General features: G+C 52.8%; 20 protein-coding genes and 1 pseudogene. 12 read left to right on the top strand and 9 right to left on the bottom strand.

The genetic code is table 11. The annotated features are described in order from the left end of the window. Positions 1–34 precede the first annotated feature (34 nt). Both ACWF8S_RS17380 and ACWF8S_RS17375 read left to right on the top strand, forming a co-directional pair. Positions 35–898, top strand: coding sequence for a YicC/YloC family endoribonuclease (locus ACWF8S_RS17380; RefSeq protein WP_447554725.1), 864 nt, complete (start codon positions 35–37; stop codon positions 896–898). A gap of 244 nt (positions 899–1142) precedes the next feature. Continuing rightward, positions 1143–2375: a tyrosine-type recombinase/integrase gene (locus ACWF8S_RS17375; RefSeq protein WP_447554724.1), complete on the top strand. Its 1233-nt coding sequence runs from the start codon at positions 1143–1145 to the stop codon at positions 2373–2375. 312 nt (positions 2376–2687) lie between these two features. Here the strand turns inward: ACWF8S_RS17375 and ACWF8S_RS17370 are convergent, their stop codons facing one another. The 7 genes from ACWF8S_RS17370 to ACWF8S_RS17340 form a co-directional block, all read right to left on the bottom strand. Continuing rightward, positions 2688–3383, bottom strand: coding sequence for a fumarylacetoacetate hydrolase family protein (locus ACWF8S_RS17370; RefSeq protein WP_447554723.1), 696 nt, complete (start codon positions 3381–3383; stop codon positions 2688–2690). Positions 3384–3469: 86 nt separating this feature from the next. Continuing rightward, complete coding sequence (gene hydA / locus ACWF8S_RS17365; protein ID WP_447554722.1) at positions 3470–4915, bottom strand: dihydropyrimidinase; 1446 nt, start codon at positions 4913–4915, stop codon at positions 3470–3472. 23 nt (positions 4916–4938) lie between these two features. Next, positions 4939–5691, bottom strand: coding sequence for an aspartate/glutamate racemase family protein (locus tag ACWF8S_RS17360; RefSeq protein ID WP_447554721.1), 753 nt, complete (start codon positions 5689–5691; stop codon positions 4939–4941). A 19-nt stretch (positions 5692–5710) separates the two neighbouring features. Further along, the gene (locus ACWF8S_RS17355; RefSeq protein ID WP_447554720.1) at positions 5711–7078 is read right to left on the bottom strand and encodes an amidohydrolase family protein; all 1368 of its coding nucleotides are present in this window, start codon (positions 7076–7078) and stop codon (positions 5711–5713) included. Positions 7079–7096: 18 nt separating this feature from the next. Further along, positions 7097–8377, bottom strand: coding sequence for a TRAP transporter large permease (locus tag ACWF8S_RS17350; protein WP_447554719.1), 1281 nt, complete (start codon positions 8375–8377; stop codon positions 7097–7099). After that, a complete protein-coding gene (locus ACWF8S_RS17345) occupies positions 8374–8928 on the bottom strand; it encodes a TRAP transporter small permease (protein ID WP_447554718.1) in 555 nt (184 codons plus the stop codon). The genes ACWF8S_RS17350 and ACWF8S_RS17345 overlap by 4 nt, the downstream gene beginning before the upstream one ends. 8 nt (positions 8929–8936) lie before the next feature. Continuing rightward, on the bottom strand, positions 8937–9938 hold the full coding sequence (locus ACWF8S_RS17340; protein WP_447554717.1) for a TRAP transporter substrate-binding protein: 1002 nt from the start codon (positions 9936–9938) through the stop codon (positions 8937–8939). Positions 9939–10284: 346 nt separating this feature from the next. On the opposite strand from ACWF8S_RS17340, the gene ACWF8S_RS17335 reads away from it, so the two are divergent. The 6 genes from ACWF8S_RS17335 to radC all read left to right on the top strand — a co-directional run bounded on the left by ACWF8S_RS17335 (position 10285) and on the right by radC (position 14912). Beyond that, positions 10285–10968: a GntR family transcriptional regulator gene (locus tag ACWF8S_RS17335; RefSeq protein ID WP_447554716.1), complete on the top strand. Its 684-nt coding sequence runs from the start codon at positions 10285–10287 to the stop codon at positions 10966–10968. 667 nt (positions 10969–11635) lie between these two features. Further along, on the top strand, positions 11636–12604 hold the full coding sequence (locus ACWF8S_RS17330; RefSeq protein WP_447554715.1) for a DUF932 domain-containing protein: 969 nt from the start codon (positions 11636–11638) through the stop codon (positions 12602–12604). Positions 12605–12724: 120 nt separating this feature from the next. Next, complete coding sequence (locus ACWF8S_RS17325; RefSeq protein ID WP_447554714.1) at positions 12725–12895, top strand: hypothetical protein; 171 nt, start codon at positions 12725–12727, stop codon at positions 12893–12895. 23 nt (positions 12896–12918) lie between these two features. Further along, positions 12919–13677: an ERF family protein gene (locus ACWF8S_RS17320; RefSeq protein WP_447554713.1), complete on the top strand. Its 759-nt coding sequence runs from the start codon at positions 12919–12921 to the stop codon at positions 13675–13677. Positions 13678–13712: 35 nt separating this feature from the next. Beyond that, on the top strand, positions 13713–14324 hold the full coding sequence (locus ACWF8S_RS17315; protein WP_447554712.1) for a lambda exonuclease family protein: 612 nt from the start codon (positions 13713–13715) through the stop codon (positions 14322–14324). A 90-nt stretch (positions 14325–14414) separates the two neighbouring features. After that, a complete protein-coding gene (gene radC / locus ACWF8S_RS17310; protein ID WP_447554711.1) occupies positions 14415–14912 on the top strand; it encodes a RadC family protein in 498 nt (165 codons plus the stop codon). A 278-nt stretch (positions 14913–15190) separates the two neighbouring features. Here the strand turns inward: radC and ACWF8S_RS17305 are convergent. Both ACWF8S_RS17305 and ACWF8S_RS17300 read right to left on the bottom strand, forming a co-directional pair. Next, positions 15191–15370 (bottom strand): annotated as a pseudogene (locus ACWF8S_RS17305) (IS5/IS1182 family transposase); the annotation flags it as partial. Positions 15371–15454: 84 nt separating this feature from the next. Beyond that, on the bottom strand, positions 15455–15646 hold the full coding sequence (locus ACWF8S_RS17300) for a DUF927 domain-containing protein (protein WP_447556631.1): 192 nt from the start codon (positions 15644–15646) through the stop codon (positions 15455–15457). A 731-nt stretch (positions 15647–16377) separates the two neighbouring features. Between ACWF8S_RS17300 and ACWF8S_RS17295 the strand changes: the two genes are divergently transcribed. From ACWF8S_RS17295 to brxC, 4 genes are read left to right on the top strand one after another with little or no spacing between them, the layout of a single operon-like run. Further along, positions 16378–16587 carry a helix-turn-helix domain-containing protein gene (locus ACWF8S_RS17295; protein WP_008174223.1) on the top strand — a complete coding sequence of 70 codons (210 nt, stop codon included), beginning with the start codon at positions 16378–16380 and terminating at the stop codon, positions 16585–16587. Next, a complete protein-coding gene (locus ACWF8S_RS17290) occupies positions 16584–17198 on the top strand; it encodes a DUF1819 family protein (protein WP_447554710.1) in 615 nt (204 codons plus the stop codon). Before ACWF8S_RS17295 ends, ACWF8S_RS17290 begins: the two co-directional genes overlap by 4 nt. Beyond that, complete coding sequence (locus ACWF8S_RS17285; protein ID WP_447554709.1) at positions 17195–17806, top strand: DUF1788 domain-containing protein; 612 nt, start codon at positions 17195–17197, stop codon at positions 17804–17806. Before ACWF8S_RS17290 ends, ACWF8S_RS17285 begins: the two co-directional genes overlap by 4 nt. A gap of 43 nt (positions 17807–17849) precedes the next feature. Further along, positions 17850–21431: a BREX system P-loop protein BrxC gene (gene brxC / locus ACWF8S_RS17280; protein ID WP_447554708.1), complete on the top strand. Its 3582-nt coding sequence runs from the start codon at positions 17850–17852 to the stop codon at positions 21429–21431. Positions 21432–21448 lie beyond the last annotated feature (17 nt).

Genomic DNA, 21448 nt, shown 5'->3' with positions numbered 1-21448 from the left:
ACTGGCGTAACGCTCATCGTCCAAGAGAGACCCCATGCCGCACAGCATGACTGCCTTTGCCCGCGCCGAACAGGCAGCCACGTTCGGCACCCTGCAGGTCGAGATCCGCTCTGTGAACCAGCGCTACCTGGACCCTCACTTTCGCCTGCCGGAAGCGCTTCGCGAGCTGGAGCCCACGCTTCGCGAAGTGCTCAGAAAGCGCCTCGCGAGGGGGAAGGTGGAGTGCAGCCTGCGCTTTGAAAGCGCGGACACCACCCAGACGCCAACGCTCAACGTTCAGCGGCTGCAAGCGATTGCCGACGCCCTGGACGCCATCCAGGCTCAGGTACCCAGCGCCGAGCCCCCCACCACCCTGGCACTGCTTAACCACCCCGGCGTGATGGAAACCCGCTCCCAGGACCTGGACGCCATCAAGGCCGCCGCCCAGGCACTGTTCGACCAGGCGCTGGAGGAGCTGATCGACGCCCGCGCCCGCGAAGGCGAAAAGCTGGGTGAGATGATTGTCACCCGCCTGGACGCAGTCAGCGAGCAGGTAACCCAGGTGCGCGGTTTTCTCCCGCAGATCCTCGAGCGCCAGCGCACCCTGCTGCTGGAACGCCTGGAGGCCGCCCGAACCGAACTCGACCCCCAGCGCCTGGAAGCCGAGCTGGTGCTGATCGCCCAGAAAGCCGACGTGGACGAAGAGCTCGACCGCCTGGAGGCCCACGTGGGCGAGGTGCGCCGCCAGCTCACCCAACCCGGCCCCCAGGGCCGCCGGCTGGATTTTTTGATGCAGGAACTCAACCGTGAAGCCAACACGCTCTCGTCGAAATCCGTGGTGGCGGAGACGACGCGTTGTGCGGTGGAGTTGAAGGTGCTGATCGAGCAGATGCGGGAACAGATTCAGAATATTGAGTGATTTCTATAGCCATCCATATTTATTTATAAACTATTGTTTTAAAAATTTTTAATGATAAGTGTTGTCTATGCTTGTCTACGAAAATCCATCTTAAGCCACCGACAAGTGGGTAGTAAAATGGGTAGTAAACTGCCATGCTATCCACCAATAAGGTAGAATTTCGTAAGAGTACTACCCAATTATCTTTTAAGTAATTGAAAATAAAATAAATATATATATTTATGGAAGCGTAGTCGGAGGGGGTATGGGAAGCTTTACTGCCAAGAAGGTCCAGTCGCTGATCAGAGAAGCCAAGCCAGGGCGCTATGGTGATGGCAACGGCTTGTACTTGATGATTCCGAAGGCAGGAGCAGCCTATTGGATGTGCCGCTATACCTTCGCGGGCAAGCGTCGCGGCATGACACTGGGTAAATACTCTCACCTCTCCTTAGCTGAAGCTCGTGAACAAGTGGTTGAGACTCAGAGGGCCATTCGCAACGGTACGGACCCTCTTGCAGAGCGCAAACGTGAAGAAAACATAACCATTAGTACGGTGCAGGAACTGTTCGACGATTGGTATCAAGAACTAGAGAAGCGACTCAAGCACCCCAATATTCCGAAGCGCGTATTTGAAAGGGATATTGCTCCCGCTATTGGTTCGCTAACGCTGGGTAGCGTTACGCCTATGGATATCCGAACCATCGTTAGAAAGGTGACCATCAGCGGTCGGCCAACCATTGCAAACGACGCTTTAATGTACTTAAAGCAACTCTTTAATCATGGCATCAAGTTGGGATTGCTTACCTATAACCCCGCCTCCGCTTTTAACGTTAACGATGCGGGTGGCGTCGAGAAAAGCCGCGATAGAGCACTGAATACAGATGAGCTCAGCACCGCCTTTGCTGTGTTCAGAGAGAACCGAACTAGCTTTACGCGTGACAACTATCTCGCTTGCGCGCTACTCGTTGTACTAGGAGTACGCAAAACAGAGCTAACAGAAGCCGAATGGTCGGAATTTGACCTGAGTAATGCAAAATGGAATTTACCCGGAGACCGCAGCAAATCGGGTGTTGGCATAGCGATACCTCTACCGCCACAGGCTATCGCTTGGCTAGAGGAGCTTCATATTCGTGCTTGTGGTTCGCTTTATGTGTTTCCTAGCCGTCGCAGTAGTAAGCAGCCCCATATGGGCAAGGACACACTGAATCGAGCTATCGCCAAGCTATTTGGTAAGGATCCAGGTAAGAGACAGCAGCCCGAGAACAAAATGGGTGACCTCACCGAGTTTACTGTGCACGATCTACGGCGCACCTGTCGCAGCTTATTGGCTGAGTTAGGAGTGCCTGGTCACGTTGCTGAGCGCTGCTTGAATCACAAACTCAAAGGTATCGAAGGTATTTATGATCGGTATGACTATTATACAGAGCGTAAGCAGAGCCTAAGTAAAGTGGCAGAGATAGTTGCGCCTATTATCAACAAAGAGATAAAAATATTTTAGATATTAGTTTTAATAAAGCTGCTTATTTTTAGCTAATGCGGCTGTAAAATGTAGAAATTCTAAATGCACTGAGTATCATTATTCTGAAGTAGAGGCCTAGCAGCGGTAAAGCTAGCATGGTGGTTCGTCGAGATCGCATATGACTGGATCATTATGGTTACGATCTTCGCATAAGCTATAAGTGTCCAACCAGTAGTGACGAGTACAAGCGTTAATGCGGCCTTATGATTCAAATGGAAGACGTGAACCATACGAGATATTTAAAAAGAGTTTCAGTTTTTGGCTACTTGGATTACAAGTTAGGACATGGACTCATGTTGGTGCCTTGCCTCCAATTAAAGCATCAATTTCAAGCGATACAATGCCGACGTTCTCAAAGTTGGCCTCAATGCATTGACCAGGATATGCTTCGAACATACCCGTCCATGATCCCGTACTAATTAAATCTCCCTCGGCTAACCCCCATCCAGCATTTTCTGCATGCGTGGCCAACCAAGGAAGTACTGATGTGGGATCACCCATCGGATGTCGAAACGTCAAGTTAGGTAAAAATTGTTCATTGACTCGAACAGTAAGCGCGCTATTAGCAAAACGCGACTGCCAAGGTCCTGCTACCCCCTCACCTATGATCAGCCTTCCATGCATTTGCAAGTCCGCTAAGAGAAAAGTCCGCGGTAACTGCTGCCAGTTAGCAGCTCGCACATCGAAAAGTTCGATGGCCGCCAGCGTTTCTCCTATTGCCATGGTGGCTTCACTGCGGCTACACCCGGAGTAAAGTGGTCGTTTAAGACGTACGGCCATCTCGATTTCAATGCCGAATAGGCTGAAGCAGTCGACCTTATTTAACCGTGCAGGTGAGGCCATCAAGTAATGGTCAGGAATCGGCGCCGCTGTTACCGGACCTATACCAAGCTTCCAAGCGCGGGGGCGATCATTGGCCCACCAGTTCATTGTTTTCCCTAAAGCTGCCTGTACAGCATAGGCATCGGCATCGCTTTTCGGAGCCAATTGCTGTGCTCTTTCTAGCGTTATTAAGGGGCCGCCCCGCCACACAGCCTCTAGCGCTCTAGTGAGCTTGATAATATTTGAGTGGTCTACCACGCATCACCTATCGATGGCCGTGATTTGGGCTGTGCAGGTTCAGGGAGTGCGCAGGGCAAAAACTCGCCGCGCCCGGGGGTGCCCGTATAATCACCATCGCGCCAAACCACCTCGCCACGTGACAGTGTAAGGGCTGGCCAGGCAGTCACCGGGATGCCTTCGTAAGGAGTGTAATCCACACCGTGATGCAGGTCACTGTTACAGATATATCGGTCCAGACCAGTCTCCCAAATCACAAGGTCAGCGTCTGCGCCTACGGCTATCGAGCCCTTGCGTGGGTAGAGACCATACATGCGAGCAACATTAGTGGCAGTAAGTGCTACGAACTGCTGGATGGATAATCGGCCCGTCTCTACCCCATGGCTGAATAGTAAAGCCAGGCGTGTTTCAAGCCCTGGAATGCCGTTGGGAATGTTTTTAAAGCTTGCCTCACTGCCAGCAGCAAACTTGCCTTGGGGACCGTCGAATGTGAACGGGGCATGATCCGATGAGAATATTTGGAAGGCGCCGCTCTCTAATCCATCCCAGACCACCTGTTGATTGGCTTTGTCGCGAGGCGGTGGACTGCAGATGCATTTGGCACCATGATGATCATCATCATCAATACCGAGGTCGTCAGCTGTTAGAAATAGATATTGAGGGCAGGTCTCAGCATAGATACGCAGGCCGTGATTGTGCGCCCAGCGCAACTGCTCTATCGCTTCCCTCCCTGATACATGCACGATCAGAATCGGTACATCAACAAGTTCGGCGTAGGCAATGGCGCGGTGGGCGGCCTCGCGTTCTACCAACATTGGCCGCGCCTCAGCATGGTAACGGGGTGCGGTGTGACCATGAGAGAGCAGACGTTCGGTGAGCCAAGCGATACAGTCAGCATTCTCAGCATGCACCATGACCATGGCTCCATACTCACGTGCCACTGCTAGAACGTCGATGATTTCGCGATCTGATAGCTTCAGGTCGTCATAGGTCATGTAGATCTTGAACGAAGTATAGCCTTCGCGGATCAGCGCTGGCAGCTCATTGGCAAGCACCTCGGGTGTTGCATCGGTCACTATTAGATGGAAAGCGTAGTCAATACACGCTTTACCTTCAGCACGCTGATGATAGTCGTCGACTGCGGCACGCAGACTTTGACCTTTTTGTTGGCAGGCGAATGGAAATACTGTGGTGGTGCCGCCGCATGCAGCCGAGCGGGTTCCGGTAAGAAAGTCGTCAGCCATGACCGAGCCATCGGAGGTTGGTTGATCCAGATGGCAGTGGCCATCAATACCTCCAGGTAGCACCCAGCGTCCTGCCGCATCGATCTCGTTTTCCCCCGCTGCCAGCGTATTTCCTAAAGCAACAATCACCCCGTCGCGGATGCCAATATCGGCATTAAAAACATCGGCAGCAGTGGCACAGCGCGCGCGACGAACAACTAGATCGAACTCAGCCATTTTAAAAATCACCTTATTTATATTTACAGCGTATTTTGACGTCCGATTAGCTGACCTAGTGCAGGCGATAAGCCTTGCCAGCTTTTTTCAGGCGGTAGAGCGTAGCTTCCCTCTGTCGCTTTAGAAGAATTTAGCCGTGCCAGTAGTTCCGCCTGATGAACGGCACAGCTCACACCATCAACGACTGGCACCGGAATCCGCTCTGCTACGCTGCGTGCCAACCCGGCTAGCGGAGCACCCGCAATAATCAATACATCTGCTCCGTCTTCACGCACGGCGGCTTCGCATAGCGCTACTAGCTGTTCACCTTTATCCTGTTGAACGCTGCCAATGTTAGGTAGAGGCTCATCCAAGCAGCGGATACTGGCTAATCGTGAGGCCATTCCGTAGCGATCCACGGTTTCGCTATACCAAGCGCGAATACGCCGAGAAATCGCTACTATTCCGATGCGGCCACCCAGCATGGCGGCACTCATTAACGCACTTTCAGTCAGCCCCACCACAGGAATCGGCAGCATTTCACGGGCGGCCTCTAAGCCAGGGTCGCCAAAGGCGGCAACGATGGCGGCATCATGCCCGGTGTAGTGTTCAGCAAGCTCGTTCAATGTCGCATAAGCTCCGACCGCTGCCTCAGCGCGGGTTTCGATATAGGCCACCCCAAAGGCAGCCGTGCGCATCGTCAGCTGTGTGTCCTTGCTTGCTGAACGCTGCGCCTCAGCAAAAATAAGGTCAGTAACGCTTTGAGAAATATTGGGATTAACAATCAGTAACTTCATAAAGGCAGCCTCCACGGCATCAAACCTGAGTTCGGGCGCGCGCCCAGAGCGCTTCAGCCGCGTGCTGTGCATCGGCCAGCAATGTGGGCGTATCCGCCAAGCACAGCTCACCGTCTTCCACCACAACCTGACCGTTACACACCACCATTTCTACATCGCGTCCTTGTGCGGTATGCACCAGATTGCCAAGGGCATTAATTAAAGGCACCAAGTGCGGGCGACGAAAATCGAATACCACTAAATCAGCGCGCTTTCCGGGTGTAAGAGAACCCAGTTCAGCATCCAGCCCTAACGCTTTGGCACCCCCTAGAGTGGCCATTTCCAACACATGATGAGGTTGCCAAGTATCATTAATTTCACTCTCCTGAACTCGGCCCATTATCAGCGCCCAGCGCATCACCTCCACCATATCGCCGTGCATGTTATCCGTGCCTAAAGCAAGGTTCGCACCCGTTTCGCGTAAACGTGTGGTGGGAGCAATCCTTCCCCCGGTGGCATTACCGCGAGGAATATGTGCAATGTTGGTGCCTGTACGTCCAATACGCTCAAGATCACTGTCAGTCACGTACATACAGTGGGCAGCCGTAAAGCGCGGACCTAGCAACCCGACATCTTCCAGCAGCTCGCTGGGCGTCATACCGTCACGTTCTATCACTCGACGGTTTTCTTTAACGCTTTGGGAAAGATGGCCGTTGACGTGAATACCCAATGCATCGCGGGTATTGGCTACTTTAGTTAACAAAGCACGGGAGCACGTATCCGGGGCATGGGCAGCAAGTTCTACGCCCAATCGGCCATCCAGCTTGCCCTGCCAGCGCTCGTGAAGTGCGATAGCATCATTCAGAGTACGTTCGCCAATGGCATCTTGGTGCTCCCAGATTCCTTCGTGCACACGGCTGAAATCCACATCGTGAATGCGCCCGCAGGTAATTACTCGCATGCCTAGCTCTCCCATGGCGGGAAGCGTTAAGTCAGCATGCACATAGCTGTCGTTTATTAATGTTGAGCCAAACAGCAGCGCTTCACCAGCCCCTAGGCGCGCCAACGCAATTGCTTCTTCTTCACTAACTTCGTGGCCGTGGGGAACTCCGGGGGTATAAGCTGGAGCGAATCCCATGTCTTCAGCAACACCGCGTACCATGCTGAGGATGGTATGGGTATGCACATTGACGAAGCCAGGAGTAATCACTCGGCCAGCTAAATTCATAGTGCGGCGTGCGGGGGGCATTGGTTGTAAGGGGGCGTTCGACCCCACCTCCACTAACCGGCCCTTATGAATCACGATGCGAGCGTTGGGTATTTCACCAAGTTCGGCGTCAACCGTCAGTACGCGGGCGCCATGAATGACCAAATCAGCGGGGTGTTGAGCGTCGAAGGGTGGCGTCATTGTCTGCTCCAGTGACATTTAGTAGCCAAATGCTCGCGGCAGCGCGGTTACGAGCTGTGGAACGAAGATGCATAGACCAAGTACCGCGAATTGGAAAGCCACAAACGGTAGCGACTCTTTCACAAGTTGCATCAAAGGCACTTTGGTAATACCGCTCATAACGAAATAAAGGACACCTACCGGCGGAGTCATCATGCCGACGACCAAGTTGTACATAAACAGAAAACCGAAGTAGAGCGGGTCAATGCCATAGGTGAGCGCTACAGGGGCAAACAGTGGCACCAGCATGATGTAGGCAGCATTAGATTCTATAAGCATGCCAACCACGACCAGTAGTGCCATGGTGAGCAAGATGAAGGTCATCGGGTCGCTGGTTAGTTCCTGAATAAAATCAGATAGCATCATCGGCACCATTTCGATAGTGAAGATGAATGTCAGCACCGAAGCAAATGCAATCAACGCACCCACCATGGCTGAGGTGACCGCGGCACGGTAGAGACAGCCAGGCAAGTCGGCAATTTTTAAACGACGTGTGACGACAAAACCGATTAGTGCCGAGTACACCACGGCAATAGCCGCCCCCTCAGTGGCAGTAAAAATACCGCCGACAATTCCGCCCACAACAATTACTGGCATCATAATGATGACCATTGCGCGCCGCCCTTGATGCAGCACATTGGCCAGATTGAAACGTTCGCCGGTCAGCGAATAACCTCGCTTCCACGAAATGAAGCTGGCGATTATCATAAAGCCCACCGCCAACAGGATGCCTGGCACAATACCGGCAATAAAGAGCCCGCCTACAGAAACCGAAGAGCCCGCCATTAGTGCATACACAATCATGGCATTGCTGGGCGGAATAACGGGTCCCAGATTGGCAGCAGAAGCAATAATTGCGCCTGAATAAGCATCGGGATAGTACTTACGTAGAGAAGGAACTAGAGTGCTGCCCATAGCACTGGCACTGGCTACTGCAGCTCCGCTCACTGAGGCGAAAATAGTGCCTGACGTGATCGTAACGTGGGCTAAACCGCCATGCATCCGCCCGACTAGGCTATTCGCGAAAGCAATTAATCGATCCATAATGCCAGCACGCACCATCAGCTCACCGGCTAACATAAATAGTGGAATGGCCATTAAGGGAAAACTGTTGACTGCATGTAACATGCGCTGGGGCATGACGACTAGTTCAAAGTCGAGCAGCCAGAGTCCTGCTAAAGAGCCAAAACCAAGTGCAAAGGCCAAAGGCATACCGAAGAACGCCAGTCCCAAAAAAAGCCCGATGGCTATCCATGTCATGACGATTCCCCCCAAGTGCGTGAGCCACCCCAGGCCAGTAACGCCAGATGCATAAAGGCGTGGACCCCACAAATTAGTACAGCGATGTAATAGATGGCTGAAGTGATTGGTAGCGTCGGCATTAGTTCAGGCCAGCGATCCACGACCGCAACCCATGCGCCTATCATCACCGCTAGCATGAGAAGTGTGGCAACTCCTGACATCAGGCGAAAAAAGATCTCCTTCAGCCATTCAGGTACCATCATGACAAATAGGTCGATGCCAACATGTACGCCATGTTTCACACCGTGAGGGATGGCAAGAAAAATTGCCCATACGAAGCACAGTCGTGAGAGTTCATCAGCCGCATCAATGGAGGAACCCAGCACGTATCGCCAAAATACCTGAAGCGAGACGATGGTCACCATTAACGCCATAGTTATTACTATGGCCCAGTAGGTAACGGCGTCAATACGATTGATAAGCCATTGAGCCCTTTGAAACGCACCACTTGAGTGCGGAGGCTTCGGCCCCCGCTGATGATCTTTTGAAGTAGCAGTTGAATACGTCATGACCTATCTCACTTGGCTGCTTCAGCTTCCTGAATGACTAGTTCAATAAACGCTGGATCGATACGCTCCTTAAGGCTTTCCGTTACTTCTGTAGTGGCGTCACGCAGCTCGGCTCTTAACTCAGCAGAGATAGGCGTAAATTCCATGCCACTTGCGATGAGTTGCTCGCGCCACTGCTCTTCCTCTTCCGCCGATGCTTCGCGCTGCCACGACATAGCGTCCGCCATCGCCTTGTCAATAATGTCGCGGTGTTCATCAGAGAGTCTTTCATAGCTGCGCTTATTGGCAGCAGCATTTATAAAGTCGTAGAAGTGGCCGCTATCGGAAAGATAATCCTGCACTTCGTTAAATCGACGGCTGCCGATGATGTTGTAGGGGTTCTCTTGACCGTCAAGCACACCTTGCTGTAGGGCAGAATAGAGTTCAGAAACATCCATCGATACCGGATTAGCACCCAGTGCACGGAAAGTTTGCAAGTGGACTTCATTGGGCTGAAGGCGTATGCGCATGCCATCAAAATCTTCAACAGAGGTAATCGGTCGCAAGCTATTCGTTACATGCCGAAAGCCCAGCTCACCATAGCCAAGATTTATGAAGCCAAGCCCTTCCATTTTTTCATCTAACTGTTCACCCACGGGTCCGTCCATGACGGCGAATGCCTGTTCACGGGTGTCGAACAGGAAAGGTAAGCTCACTGCTTCATATTCAGGTATTGAACGGGTGAAGTAAGCGATTGAAGTGAAAACAGCAAAGATAGTACCAGAACGGACTTGGTCAACATTCTCGGTTGCTCCCCCTAACTGCATAGCGGGAAACAGGTCGATTTGGATCTCCCCGTCTGATTCAAGCTCTACTTGCTCTTTAAATTTTTCCATCGCATGTGACACAGAGTGGTCTGTTGGAAAATTGCCCGCTATACGTAACCGTTCAGCCGCTTGAAGCGAAGAAGAAAATACGCTTGTAGCCGCAATTAATGAGACTAGTGTCAAAAGATTCTTTTTAGAAATCATTGAGATACTCCATATTTTTATCAAATTGTTATCGTCTGACATAGACAGACAACTATTCATAATCAGCAATTGTCGTGCCATGGGAGTTATAGCTCAGCCAAAAACCAATAAGAATTTATTGTAAGTTGCTGATTCAGCTTAATAATAAGCAATTATAAAAAATATTTTAATGATATTGTTTTATAAATTGCATACAATAAATAAAACATATCCACTCACCAAAATGAAGCACAAATATGCGAAATATGCCCAAGTGCAGTGCAAAATAAAGATTTTTCAATGTGTTATTACAGATTGGTTTGCCGTTACGGCTTATTGAGCTAGCTTTCGACAGGAAAAAGTATTTATGGACGCTGTTCCCACTACCAAGATGGCTATTGAGCAGATAGCCGAGCAAATTACCGACGCAGTGATGGAGCACCGGTTGCCTCCGGGGATTAAGCTGGTTGAGGAGAAACTAGCAAATGCCTTTGGTGTTAGCCGCACCAAGATTCGTCAAGCGCTCACCCTGCTTGCGAAGGAGGGGTTAGTGACACTGCACGCCAACCGTGGTGCCTTCGTTACGCGTCCAAGTACTGCTGAAGCACGCGACTTATTCGCTACTCGTCGGCTTGTCGAGCCTGAGATAGTCCGTAATGTCATCGCTCGCGCTTGCAAGCATGACTTGGCAAGATTGCGTGAGCATTTGAATGCCGAATCAGAGGCTCGACAGGAGGAGGATCGGCGCAAAATTATTCGCCTCTCAGGTCAATTTCATATGCTGTTAGCAGAAGTCAGCGGCAATAAGTTCATTGAAAAACTGATGGCCGAACTATGTCCGCTGACATGCTTGATCATTGCGCTCTATGATGCCCCTCAGACCCCAGCCTGTCCGGATGATGAACATAACCAGATCGTTGAAGCCATCGCGCAGCAGGACCAAGAAACAGCGGTTCATCTTATGCTGCACCACTTGGAACATATTGAAAATGCACTAGAGCTGGACGTCGGGCCGAAGCTGGATATCCACTGGGAAACACTTTATGGATGAATAGGGTTCTGAGTTTATCTAATTATATTGCCTGCTTTTTTTACGCTTCAAAAGGGATCTCGGCAAAGCGGTGTGCATCTAGTCAATACCTGCTCTTGAGACTCGCATTCTGCTGTAAAGCGGTGGGCCATGAAGTGAATACGTGATATTCCAACCGCTTTTAAATCTATATCACTCCTATGCATTTATATTCCCCCTTGAATACCTTTTTGCTGCATAGGAGATTCGTTATGCCCCCACCCTGTAAGAGTTGTACATCAACACGCATGCTGAATCTAGATACGGTCCAACGCGTCAGCGTGGTGGGCAGTACTTTGATCGGCGGTGCCATTGGCGCATATCGTACGACGAGCATCAGCATTCCTTTGGTTGTAGCCACCACTCGCTTTCCGTTGGCGAAACTACCCGCCGCCATGATGGGTGCGATAGCTAGTGGTCAAACCGGGTCGCGTATCGCCATCTCTCTGTTTGAGCAGTGGCTGCCTACAGGAAACGGGAAGCCTTGGTTATGCCTGTCTTGCGGTTATACCTATCGCGATCCTCTATCACCCTTAGAATCTGACGGCTAATCTCTCGTTAATCGCTCTGTTTGGGGCGGATTATCGGTTTACTCACATAATCGCGCTGGCCTTCGGTCAGCGCTTTTTTTATGTCTGGAGAATGACCCATGGCACATCTCGTTGAACAAATGGCTTACGTAGGCACGACCCCCTGGCACGGCCTGGGGCAGCAACTATCTCGTCAGCAACCGCTTGAGGTCTGGCAGCAGCAGGCCGGTATGAACTGGCATATCAAAGAAGCTCCGGTACGCTTTATTGCCGAAGGTGCAAGCCACCTGGGGAGCATTCACTCGTTCCCCGAGCAGAAAGTGCTGTATCGCTCGGATACCAAGGCTCCGCTTTCCGTGGTGTCCCAGCGCTACAAGGTGGTGCAGCCCGAAGAGATTCTGGAGTTCTATCGCGACCTGACCGAGTACGCCGGATATGAGCTGGAAACCGCCGGGGTGCTCAAAGGCGGGCGCAAGTTTTGGGCGTTGGCGCGCAGTGGCTTGAGCACCTCGCTGAAAGGTCAGGACGAGGTTAACGACTACCTGCTGTTGGCAACGTCCTGTGACGGCACGCTGGCGACCATGGCGACTCCCACCACGGTGCGGGTAGTGTGCAACAACACGCTACAGATAGCGGTGAGCGGTACGTCGCAAGCCGTGAAGGTGCCCCACCGGTCCGAGTTCGATCCCCGTGCGGTGAAAAGCCAGCTGGGTATTTCTGTTTCCCAATGGAATGACTTCATGTACCGCATGAAGGCCCTGGCAGACCGCAGGGTCGATCACCGCGAGGCACAGCAGTATTTTCAGTCGGTGCTTTGCGGGATCGACAAGCCGATCGACGATCCTTCCCGACTGCCCAACTACCGGGCGCTTAACAAGGTGCAGACGCTCTACCACGGCGAAGGCCGTGGCTCGCACCTTGATACGGCTAAAGACACCGCTTGGGGTCTGCTCAATGCGGTGACCGAGTACGTGGATCACGACAAGCGTGCGCGCAGCAACGACACACGTTTGGACTCCGCCTGGTTTGGACAAGGAGCGCAGCTAAAGCAAGCGGCGCTACAGACGGCACTCGAACTGGTGAGCTGACATGCTGCTTATAATCATTCTACTGCTGATTTTTCTGTTTTTTATCTTGCCCCCCATTGGATAGCGCGATAAGCCCGGCCCCTAAAAGGCCGGGCTTTTGCTTTTTACGAGGAGTAAATCATGAGCTTTCCCAGCCCCGACCTGGATATGGCGTTAACACAACTGACCGAACGACTGCTCGACAAGGATCAAACCTGCGCCGAGACCTACGTGATGGCAAAAGGGCAGCTGTACCGCACGGAGCTGAAGCTGTGTCCCATTCATCCCCATGAGTTGCCCACCGATTTTTAACCCTCAATTAAAGGAGCCTTGTCATGGCCACCAAAACCAATGTGGTAAATCACGAGTCGTCTGCCTCCGCTTCACTACAAGCGGTTCCTGACACACCCGCGCCACACCTTGCGGAAAGCACAGCCATCATCCAGGTGATCGAGCGTGCCGCGCTCAACCCGGATGTCGATATCGACAAGATGGAGCGACTGCTGCAAATGCAGGAGCGGGTCATGGACCGTCAGGCCTTAATGGCCTATAGCGCGGCCATGGCGGCGATGCAGACCGAGCTGCCCAGCATCGAGGAGCGTGGGAAAACCAACAACGGCTTCTACGCCACGCTGGAAGATATCGTGGATACCGTGCGGCCCATCATGCAAAAGCACGGCTTTGCGGTGAGTTTTCGAATTCAGACGCAGGAGCGCGGTATTCAGATTACCGGCATGCTGATGCATAAGGATGGCCACCGGGAAGAGACCAGCATACTGCTACCGGCCGATGTGAGTGGCAACAAAAATGCCGTACAGGCGTTTGGCTCTTCTACCAGCTATGGGAAGCGCTACGTGCTCTGCGCGCTACTCAACATCACTACGCGGGGGCAGGACGATAACGGCAAGTCCAGTACCCAAGTGAGCATCAAGCTAGTGACACCCTTTCAGGCGGGACAGATCCAGCGCTTGATTAGTCAATGCCCCGTCACGACCCAAGAGTGGTTCAGCGGTAAATACGGTTCAGCCGTGAAAGTCCCCCAGGCTGACTTCGACAAGCTACGGGCATCCCTCACCAAGCGAGCCGTTAAGTAACCGGCATTCTCTCTATCTGAGTGAAGGAGGTATCTATGCAGATCCTCAATATGGAGCAAGGCTCTCCTGAGTGGCTGGCAGCGCGCTTGGGCCGCGTCACCATGTCGGAGCTCAAGACTCTGCTAGTCAATGGCAAAGGCCCTAGTGGGTTTGGCACCGGGGCCATTACCTACATGCACCAGCTGATGGGTGAACGGATTACTGACGAATTGGCCGAGCCGTTTCAGGGCAATGCCCATACTCGGCGGGGCCACGAGCTAGAAGGCGTGGTGCGTGAGCTTTTCCTCAATGCCACCGGCGAGCCAGAACCGCAGGAAGTGGGCATCATCCTTAACCATGGCGTGGGCTACTCGCCCGACAGCCTAGTCGGTGCTAATGGCCTGCTGGAAATTAAAACCAAACTGCCAAAGTTCCAAATCGAGGTACTGTTAAATGGGGAAATACCTGATGAGCACATACCTCAATGCCAGGGCGGGCTATGGGTCAGCGAAAGGGAATGGATCGACTTTGTGAGCTATTGGCCCGGTATGCCGCTGTTTATCAAGCGAGCCTACCGCGACGACATCATGATCCGCACCATTGCTGAACGGGTCGAAGCCTTCCATGAAGAGATGGAGCGACGCATGAGCCAAGTGATAGCCGCGTGATGCCGTCCATACCTCAATATTCAATACGCTATCTAACGATATAGATGCCGGGGCCACCACCCCGGCATTTTTTATTTTTTGGAGACCTTCATGAAACACGCCAAACTCAAAGCCGGGGAAGTGGCGGGCACCTACCTTGTAACATCGCCCGTTACCGAAACTGACATCATCACCATGGCCAAGCGCTTTGCACGACGAAAACTCGCCAAAGGCCGTAAGATCACCCAGCCCTCGCAGGCTTTTGAGCATCTACAGCTACTGCTTCAAGATTACGAGCATGAAGTGTTCAGCGTGCTGTTTCTAGATAGCCAACATCGCGTCATCCGCTTTGAAGAGCTGTTTCGTGGCACCATCGACGCTGCTAGCGTGTACCCACGGGAAATACTCAAAGCCGCACTTGCCTACAACGCCGCCGCTGTCATCCTCGTTCATAACCATCCCAGCGGTGATCCTGAGCCAAGCGATGCGGATCGGCGTATCACTGAACGCCTCAAAGAAGCGCTTGGCTTGATGGATATACGGGTGATTGATCATGTGGTGGTGGGTAGTGATGGTTGTAAATCGTTTGCTGAGATGGGGTATTTGTAGGGGAATGTTGGAATAAAATGGAGCTGCCTCGCTGGGCAGCTCCATGAAGCTTTATTTTTTGGTTAAGACTGCAAACAGCCGAGACTGTGTAAAAACCCAAAACTCGGATGGCTATGGCATCATTCAGCCACATCAACACAATTATCGGCTAGCAGTTCGCTTCAAGGCGCCTTTATTTATTATTTAGTATTTTAAGCTATTCGAAATAATATCCAAAAACCACCCACTAAAGAGCGTTAGCGGCTTCATATATGTTTGGTCGACTAGGTTCGGGCAACCTATGCTCGCACCGCTTGGATCAAGCCTTGGGCACCGAGAATATTCATGACGCGTTTAATGCTGTAAGCAAGCACATGGAGGCTCATTTCGGTGCTGACGCTCTTAAGACCCTTGGTTAAGAAGTGTGTCGCGCCCATCCAAGCTTTCAACATGCTAAAGGGATGCTCGACTGCTTGATGACAGATCCGAATTATATTCGGCCTCTGGTCCAGTCCAACTATTGCCGACGAAGTGAAAAACCCCGTTTCCAATCTCCGCACGCTTCAGCAGGGAAGCGCAAGAGCCTTTCCAATGGCAAAAGTCGCCAGCGAATTGCCGCCACACAGCTTCCCCACTTGGTTTCGCCAATCTTGAAGAGACCCGTTTTCTTGAAAAATAGGTGATGTTGATAGCTGTCCGGTGAATAAGTGCTGCTTACCCGCTTGACCTGCCGTCCAACTGCTCGTCCCGAAAATGGCGCCATGTCAACCGGTGCAGTCGACGGTGGTGGCCGGTGGCGCCTTTGCCATTTCCTCAAGCAAGTAGCGTTGTAGTCGCGTCCAACTGACATTACCGGGTTCAAACGGATAGCCCAACAACTCTCGTATCTGCCGGGCGGTGTAGCCGTTAAGGTTGCGTGCATATACCACCTCGTGGAGAAGGATGTTGTCCATATTTTTCACTGCAGAAGCTCGCCGTGACCGTGTTTTTATCAGATAGGCGGGTTCTGGCAATGACTTCAATCCACCCTTCGCGAGGGCTTAGGATTGGAAGTGGCCACCCATCATGGAGGTTGAGGATGGCTTTGAAATGCTGTGAAAGCTTAATGCCGACTAGGCGGAGCTTTGTCGAGTTGTGCGGAAGAGCGAGCGCCTTCTGAAAGATCTGGAGGAGCACCTCGGTGGGCTGATGGAATCTGACAGCGCAAGCGCAAGCCCCACCAACGAGGAGGGATAAGAGCTGTTGGTGATAAAAGGTCTGCCCGCTCACGCCGCTGATATTGATTGTACGGAACTATTGATGGACACACCTACATTTGAGGTGACTATATATGCACCTCTTTGCTGGTCTATGCGGTTCAAATCATTTGAAAGCAGGTTTGTGCCTCTATATATTGACCGGTTAACACAACGATGGGCTGTTCCACCCTTGAGACCGTGCCGCCTCATATGAGGCGGCAACACCATCGCCCATAGGAAGCGAAAACATGGCCGAGATGGAAGATCGCTGGTTATCCGTAGATGAAATAGGCAAGCACCTCGGTGTTAGCAATGACACCGTGTACCGCTGGATCGACAAGCACGCAATGCCTGCCCACCGTATGGGGCGATTTTGGAAGTTCAAAAAAGTCGAAGTAGATGAGTGGGTCAAGGGCGGTGGAGCCGCCGAGACGAGCAAGGGTGAGCGTTCCGAATGACCCGAGGCCGGTATCGCATCTCTTTCACATCCGGCAGCCTATATCACCGCGAATCGGTGAAGCTGGCCGAGCTGTACCTGTCGCTCCGTGACTGGGCAGAGGTACGGACTCAAGTTCTACATGACAACCTGCTACAGGCCAGAACGGAAAGCACGGCAAAGCGCACCTGTAGAGAGGCGGTTGCACGCTTGAAGACGTTGACCGAAAGCGAACTGACTTTCCTTGCCGAGGTAAACCACCAGGACCAGGCTCACCTTCTGTGGGTTGCCGTGTGTCGCCTGTACCGCTTTATTGCGAACTTTGCGGTGGAAGTACTCCGCGAACGGTTTGTCGCGATGAAGCTGGATCTCAGCTTTGAGGATTTCGATGCCTTCTACAACCGTAAATCGGAGTGGCATGACGAACTGGATAATGCCAGTGCCTCAACGCGCGATAAATTGCGGCAAGTCCTGTTCAGAATGCTCCGGGAGGCAGGGTTGTTAGCTAAGGACAAAACCATAAACGCAATACTGCTAAGCCCCAAGCTGGTTGAGTTGCTGCGTCAGAACAATCCTGACGAGTTTTTTTACTTCCCAATCTATGAGTCCGATATCAGGGGGATGTCAGCTTGAAAAAGGACATTGCCAAGATGCCGATGCAGGAGCGACTACAGCACCTGTTCAGCGTGGTTTCCGGCCAGCGGTTCCTGAACAAACAGGGACTGGGTAATGAAGTGCCTTTCTTCATCTGCCCCTACCGACCTGAAGAAGCGGTCGAGATGGAGCGTCTTCAGCGGCAGCTGGTTAACCGGCTGGAGCAGGCGGGCATCCGGATCCTGAGCATCAATCTGTATGATCTGGCCGTCGACCTTTTGAAAGAAAGAGACGTCTGGGGCCAGGTATTGGAGCTCGAGCCCACGGTCTCAAAGGATCAGCTGAAAGAACTGTTACAGGGAGTGCTGGACCCGGAAGCCCATTTGGTGCCCGCTATTGCGGCAAAAATCCAGTCCGTTGAGTTTGACGTGCTGTTTCTCTCAGGGGTGGGGGAGGTCTTCCCCTACATACGCTCCCATAACGTGCTCAACAACTTGCAGAGCACCGCCAAAGACCAGCCAACGGTGATGTTCTTCCCGGGCTCCTATACCCACTCGCTGGAAACCGGTGCATCGCTGGATCTGTTCGGCAGGCTGCATGACGACAAGTACTACCGTGCGTTCAATATCTTTCACTACGAAGCCTGAGCGGACGATACGATTCGAGGCGTAATCATTAAGGGAAAGTACAATGACATTGAAGAATATTTTTCTAAAGCCCGTTGACCGCCCCATTGAAGGCGTTATCAAAGCCGACGATGAAGCCAGTCTTCGCCTCGAAATTGAAGAATACGTACTGACCAACGAAGTCGAGAAACGCCTCGAAGAGTTCTTGGACGCCTACAATAACTACGAAGGGGCGAACGGGGTCTGGGTATCCGGCTTCTTCGGGTCCGGTAAGTCTCACCTGCTCAAAATGCTGGCCCTTCTGCTTGAAAACCGCAAGATGGACGGTGCTAAGACACTGGATCTGTTCCTTCCCAAGTGCAGCGAGAATGAAATTCTCCGAGGCGACCTGAAGCGAGCTGTCTCAATTCCGGCGAAGAGCATTCTGTTCAACATCGATCAGAAAGCCGATGTCATCAGCAAAACCCAGATCGATGCGCTTCTGGCCGTGTTCGTTAAAGTCTTTGATGAAATGTGCGGCTACTACGGCAAACAAGGGCACATCGCCCAGTTTGAGCGCGATCTGGACGGCCGTGGCCTGTACGAACAGTTCAAAGCCGAGTACGAGGCCATCGCAGGTCGCCCTTGGCAGAAAGGCCGGGAGCAAGCCCTTCTGGAAGGCCCGAATATTGCCAAAGCCTACGCCGCTGTGACCGACAGCGACCCGCAGTCGGCAGCGGGCATCCTCGACAAGTACCGCAGCGAATACCGAGTCTCGATTGAGGACTTCGCCGACAATGTGAATGCCTATATCGAGAAGCAGGCGAAAGAGGGTGGCCACAAAGAGTTCCGCCTGAACTTCTTTGTGGACGAGGTTGGCCAGTACATTGCCGACAACATCAAGCTGATGACCAACCTGCAAACCATTGCCGAGAGCCTCGCCACCAAGTGCCGTGGCCGGGCTTGGATTATCGTCACCGCCCAGGAAGAAATGAAAAACGTGGTGGGCGAAATGGGCAAGCAGCAAGGCAACGATTTCTCGAAAATTCAGGCACGATTCAATAACCGTATGAAACTGTCCAGCGCGGACGTGGCGGAGGTCATCCAGAAGCGCCTGCTGACCAAGACCGAAGAGGGCGTCAATCAGCTGTCGGACGTCTACCACGCACAGGCGAACAACTTCAAAACCCTTTTTGACTTCGCGGATGGATCGGCTACCTATCGCAACTTCCGGGACAGAGACCACTTCATCCATAGCTACCCCTTCGCTCCCTATCAGTTCGCGCTGTTTCAATCAGCGATTCAGAACCTGTCCGAGCACAACGCCTTCGAGGGTAAGCACAGTTCAGTCGGTGAGCGTTCCATGCTGGGGGTTTTCCAGCAGGTGGTCATCCACATCGGCACTCAGGAGGTGGGCCAGCTGGCTACCTTTGATCTGATGTTCGAGGGCATCCGCTCTGCACTGAAATCACAAATACAGCGGACGATTATTCAGGCCGAGAACCACCTCGATAATACCTTCGCCATCCGGTTGCTGAAGGCTCTGTTCTTGGTCAAATATGTCAAGGAATTCAAGCCCACGGTGCGCAACCTTTGCGTGCTGATGCTGGATGCCTTCGATCAGGATCTGCCGGCACTTCGCACCAGGGTCGAAGAAGTCCTGAGTCTTCTGGAGCAACAGACCTACATACAGCGCAACGGCGACCAGTACGAGTACCTGACGGATGAGGAAAAGGACGTCGAGCAGGAGGTCAAGAACACAGAGGTTGAGTCATCGGACGTTGCGGACGAGCTGGAAAAAATCGTTTTCGACTTTGTCATCAAGCAGCGCAAAATCCGCTATGACGCCAGCTCCTCCCAAAACCAGGGGCAGGACTACGCCTATTCGCGCAAACTGGATGATCGTCTGCATGGGCGTGAATACGAGCTCTCGATCAATGTCATCAGCCCGTTCCACGAGCATACTGATAACGAGCAGATGCTACGAACAGCCTCGACCTACAAGGCGGACGAGCTGTTCGTGCTCATGCCGTCGGACGATCGCCTGGTGCGCGATCTGATTACGTTCAAGCGCACCGAGAAGTACATCAAGCAGAATATTTCCGTTACCCAGCAGGAAGCCGTTAAGCGGATCCTGAATGACAAGGGCTTCCAGAACCGTGAGCGCGAGGCTAGGCTCCGGCAGCAGGTTCAGGCCCTCATTGGCAAGTCCAGGTTGCTCGTTGGCGGCGCCGATGTGGCAGTGGCGAATGAGGACCCCCAGACCCGCATTATTCGGGGCTTCCATGAGCTGATTTCACGTTCTTATCCGAATCTCCGCATGTTGCGCGGCGTTTCCTACACGGAAAACGACATCAGCAATTGCCTTAACCGTACCGACGATGGCCTTTTCGGTAACGACGCCACGGCCCTGGCGGAAGCCGAGCAGGAGGTGCTGGCGTTCATTCAGAGCAACAACCGGGGCGGTGTCCGCACCACCCTGAAGAGCCTGCGGGAGAAGTTCGAACGCAAACCCTACGGCTGGTATTACGCCGCGATTCTCTGCACTCTGGCCAACCTGAGTGCCCGTGGTAAGGTGGAAGTTCGCCTCGACGGGAATATCTTGGAGAACAGCGCGCTGGAGCGCACCCTGCGTAACACTCACGGCCACGGCAACGTGGTGTTGGAACCACAGATTGAGTTCACCGCCTCTCAGGTCCGAGCCCTCAAGTCGTTTTACGAGGACTTCTTCGACAGCCCGCCCTGCAGCAGTGAAGCCAAGGCGCTGGGTAAAGAGGCCGGTGAAGCCTTCCAGGCCATGTACCACGACCTGGATCGGCGGATAACGCAGGTAGACCAGTACCCGTTTCTCAATGCCCTGAAACCTGCCTTGGAGACGCTGAAAGAGGTCGCCGGAAAGCCCTACACTTGGCACCTGACGGAATTGGGCAAGCAGGAAGACCAACTGTTGGGCCTGAAAGAGGAGGTTATCGACCCCATCCGCAAATTCATGGGGGGCTCGCAAAAAGACATCTACGACCAGGCCCAGTCCTTTCTGCAGAGCCAAGAGCCTAACTTCATCTATGCGTCCGGGGACGAGATCGAGCAGATCCGCATCATCCTGAACGACCCCAACTGCTACAAAGGGAATTGCATTCAGCAGCTCAAGGGGCAGCTGGATAGCCTGCAGGAGCGTATCGATGAGAAAGTGCAGCAAACCCGAGCTCAGACAGAAACCTCCCTGAAGACCATGCAGGAACGCATGCAAAGCATGGACGAATATCAGTCCCTGCCGGAGCCGCGCCAGGATGAACTCAACAAACCGTTCCGGGATCTGGTCGGTTACATCGGGCAGGAGCGCTTGATTGCCGTGATCAAGGACCGGACCCGGTACTTTGAAGAAGAGGGCTACCAGAAGCTGCTGGGCAAAATGGTGGCGCTGGCTAATCAGAAATCAGCGCTGGCAGACAACTCCCAGAAGCCTCCGGGCAGTCAGGATGAGGACGAGAATAGAGGGCAGTCTCATGAGGTCAAGGAATCGGTAGCCGACTACGTTCACGCCCGTAACCTCCGTGTCGCGTTCGATAAGGCCTGGTTGGCCGACGAGGGTGATGTGAACCGGTATTTGAAAGCCCTTCGCGAGGCTCTGTTAGCTGAAGTCCAGCAAGGCCGTAAGGTCCAGATCTAAGCATGCTGAACCGTCTA

The sequence above is a fragment of the Vreelandella xerophytica genome (assembly GCF_968048975.1).
Note: the sequence above shows the minus strand (reverse complement) of the source record. Positions and strands in the feature narration are given on the sequence as shown.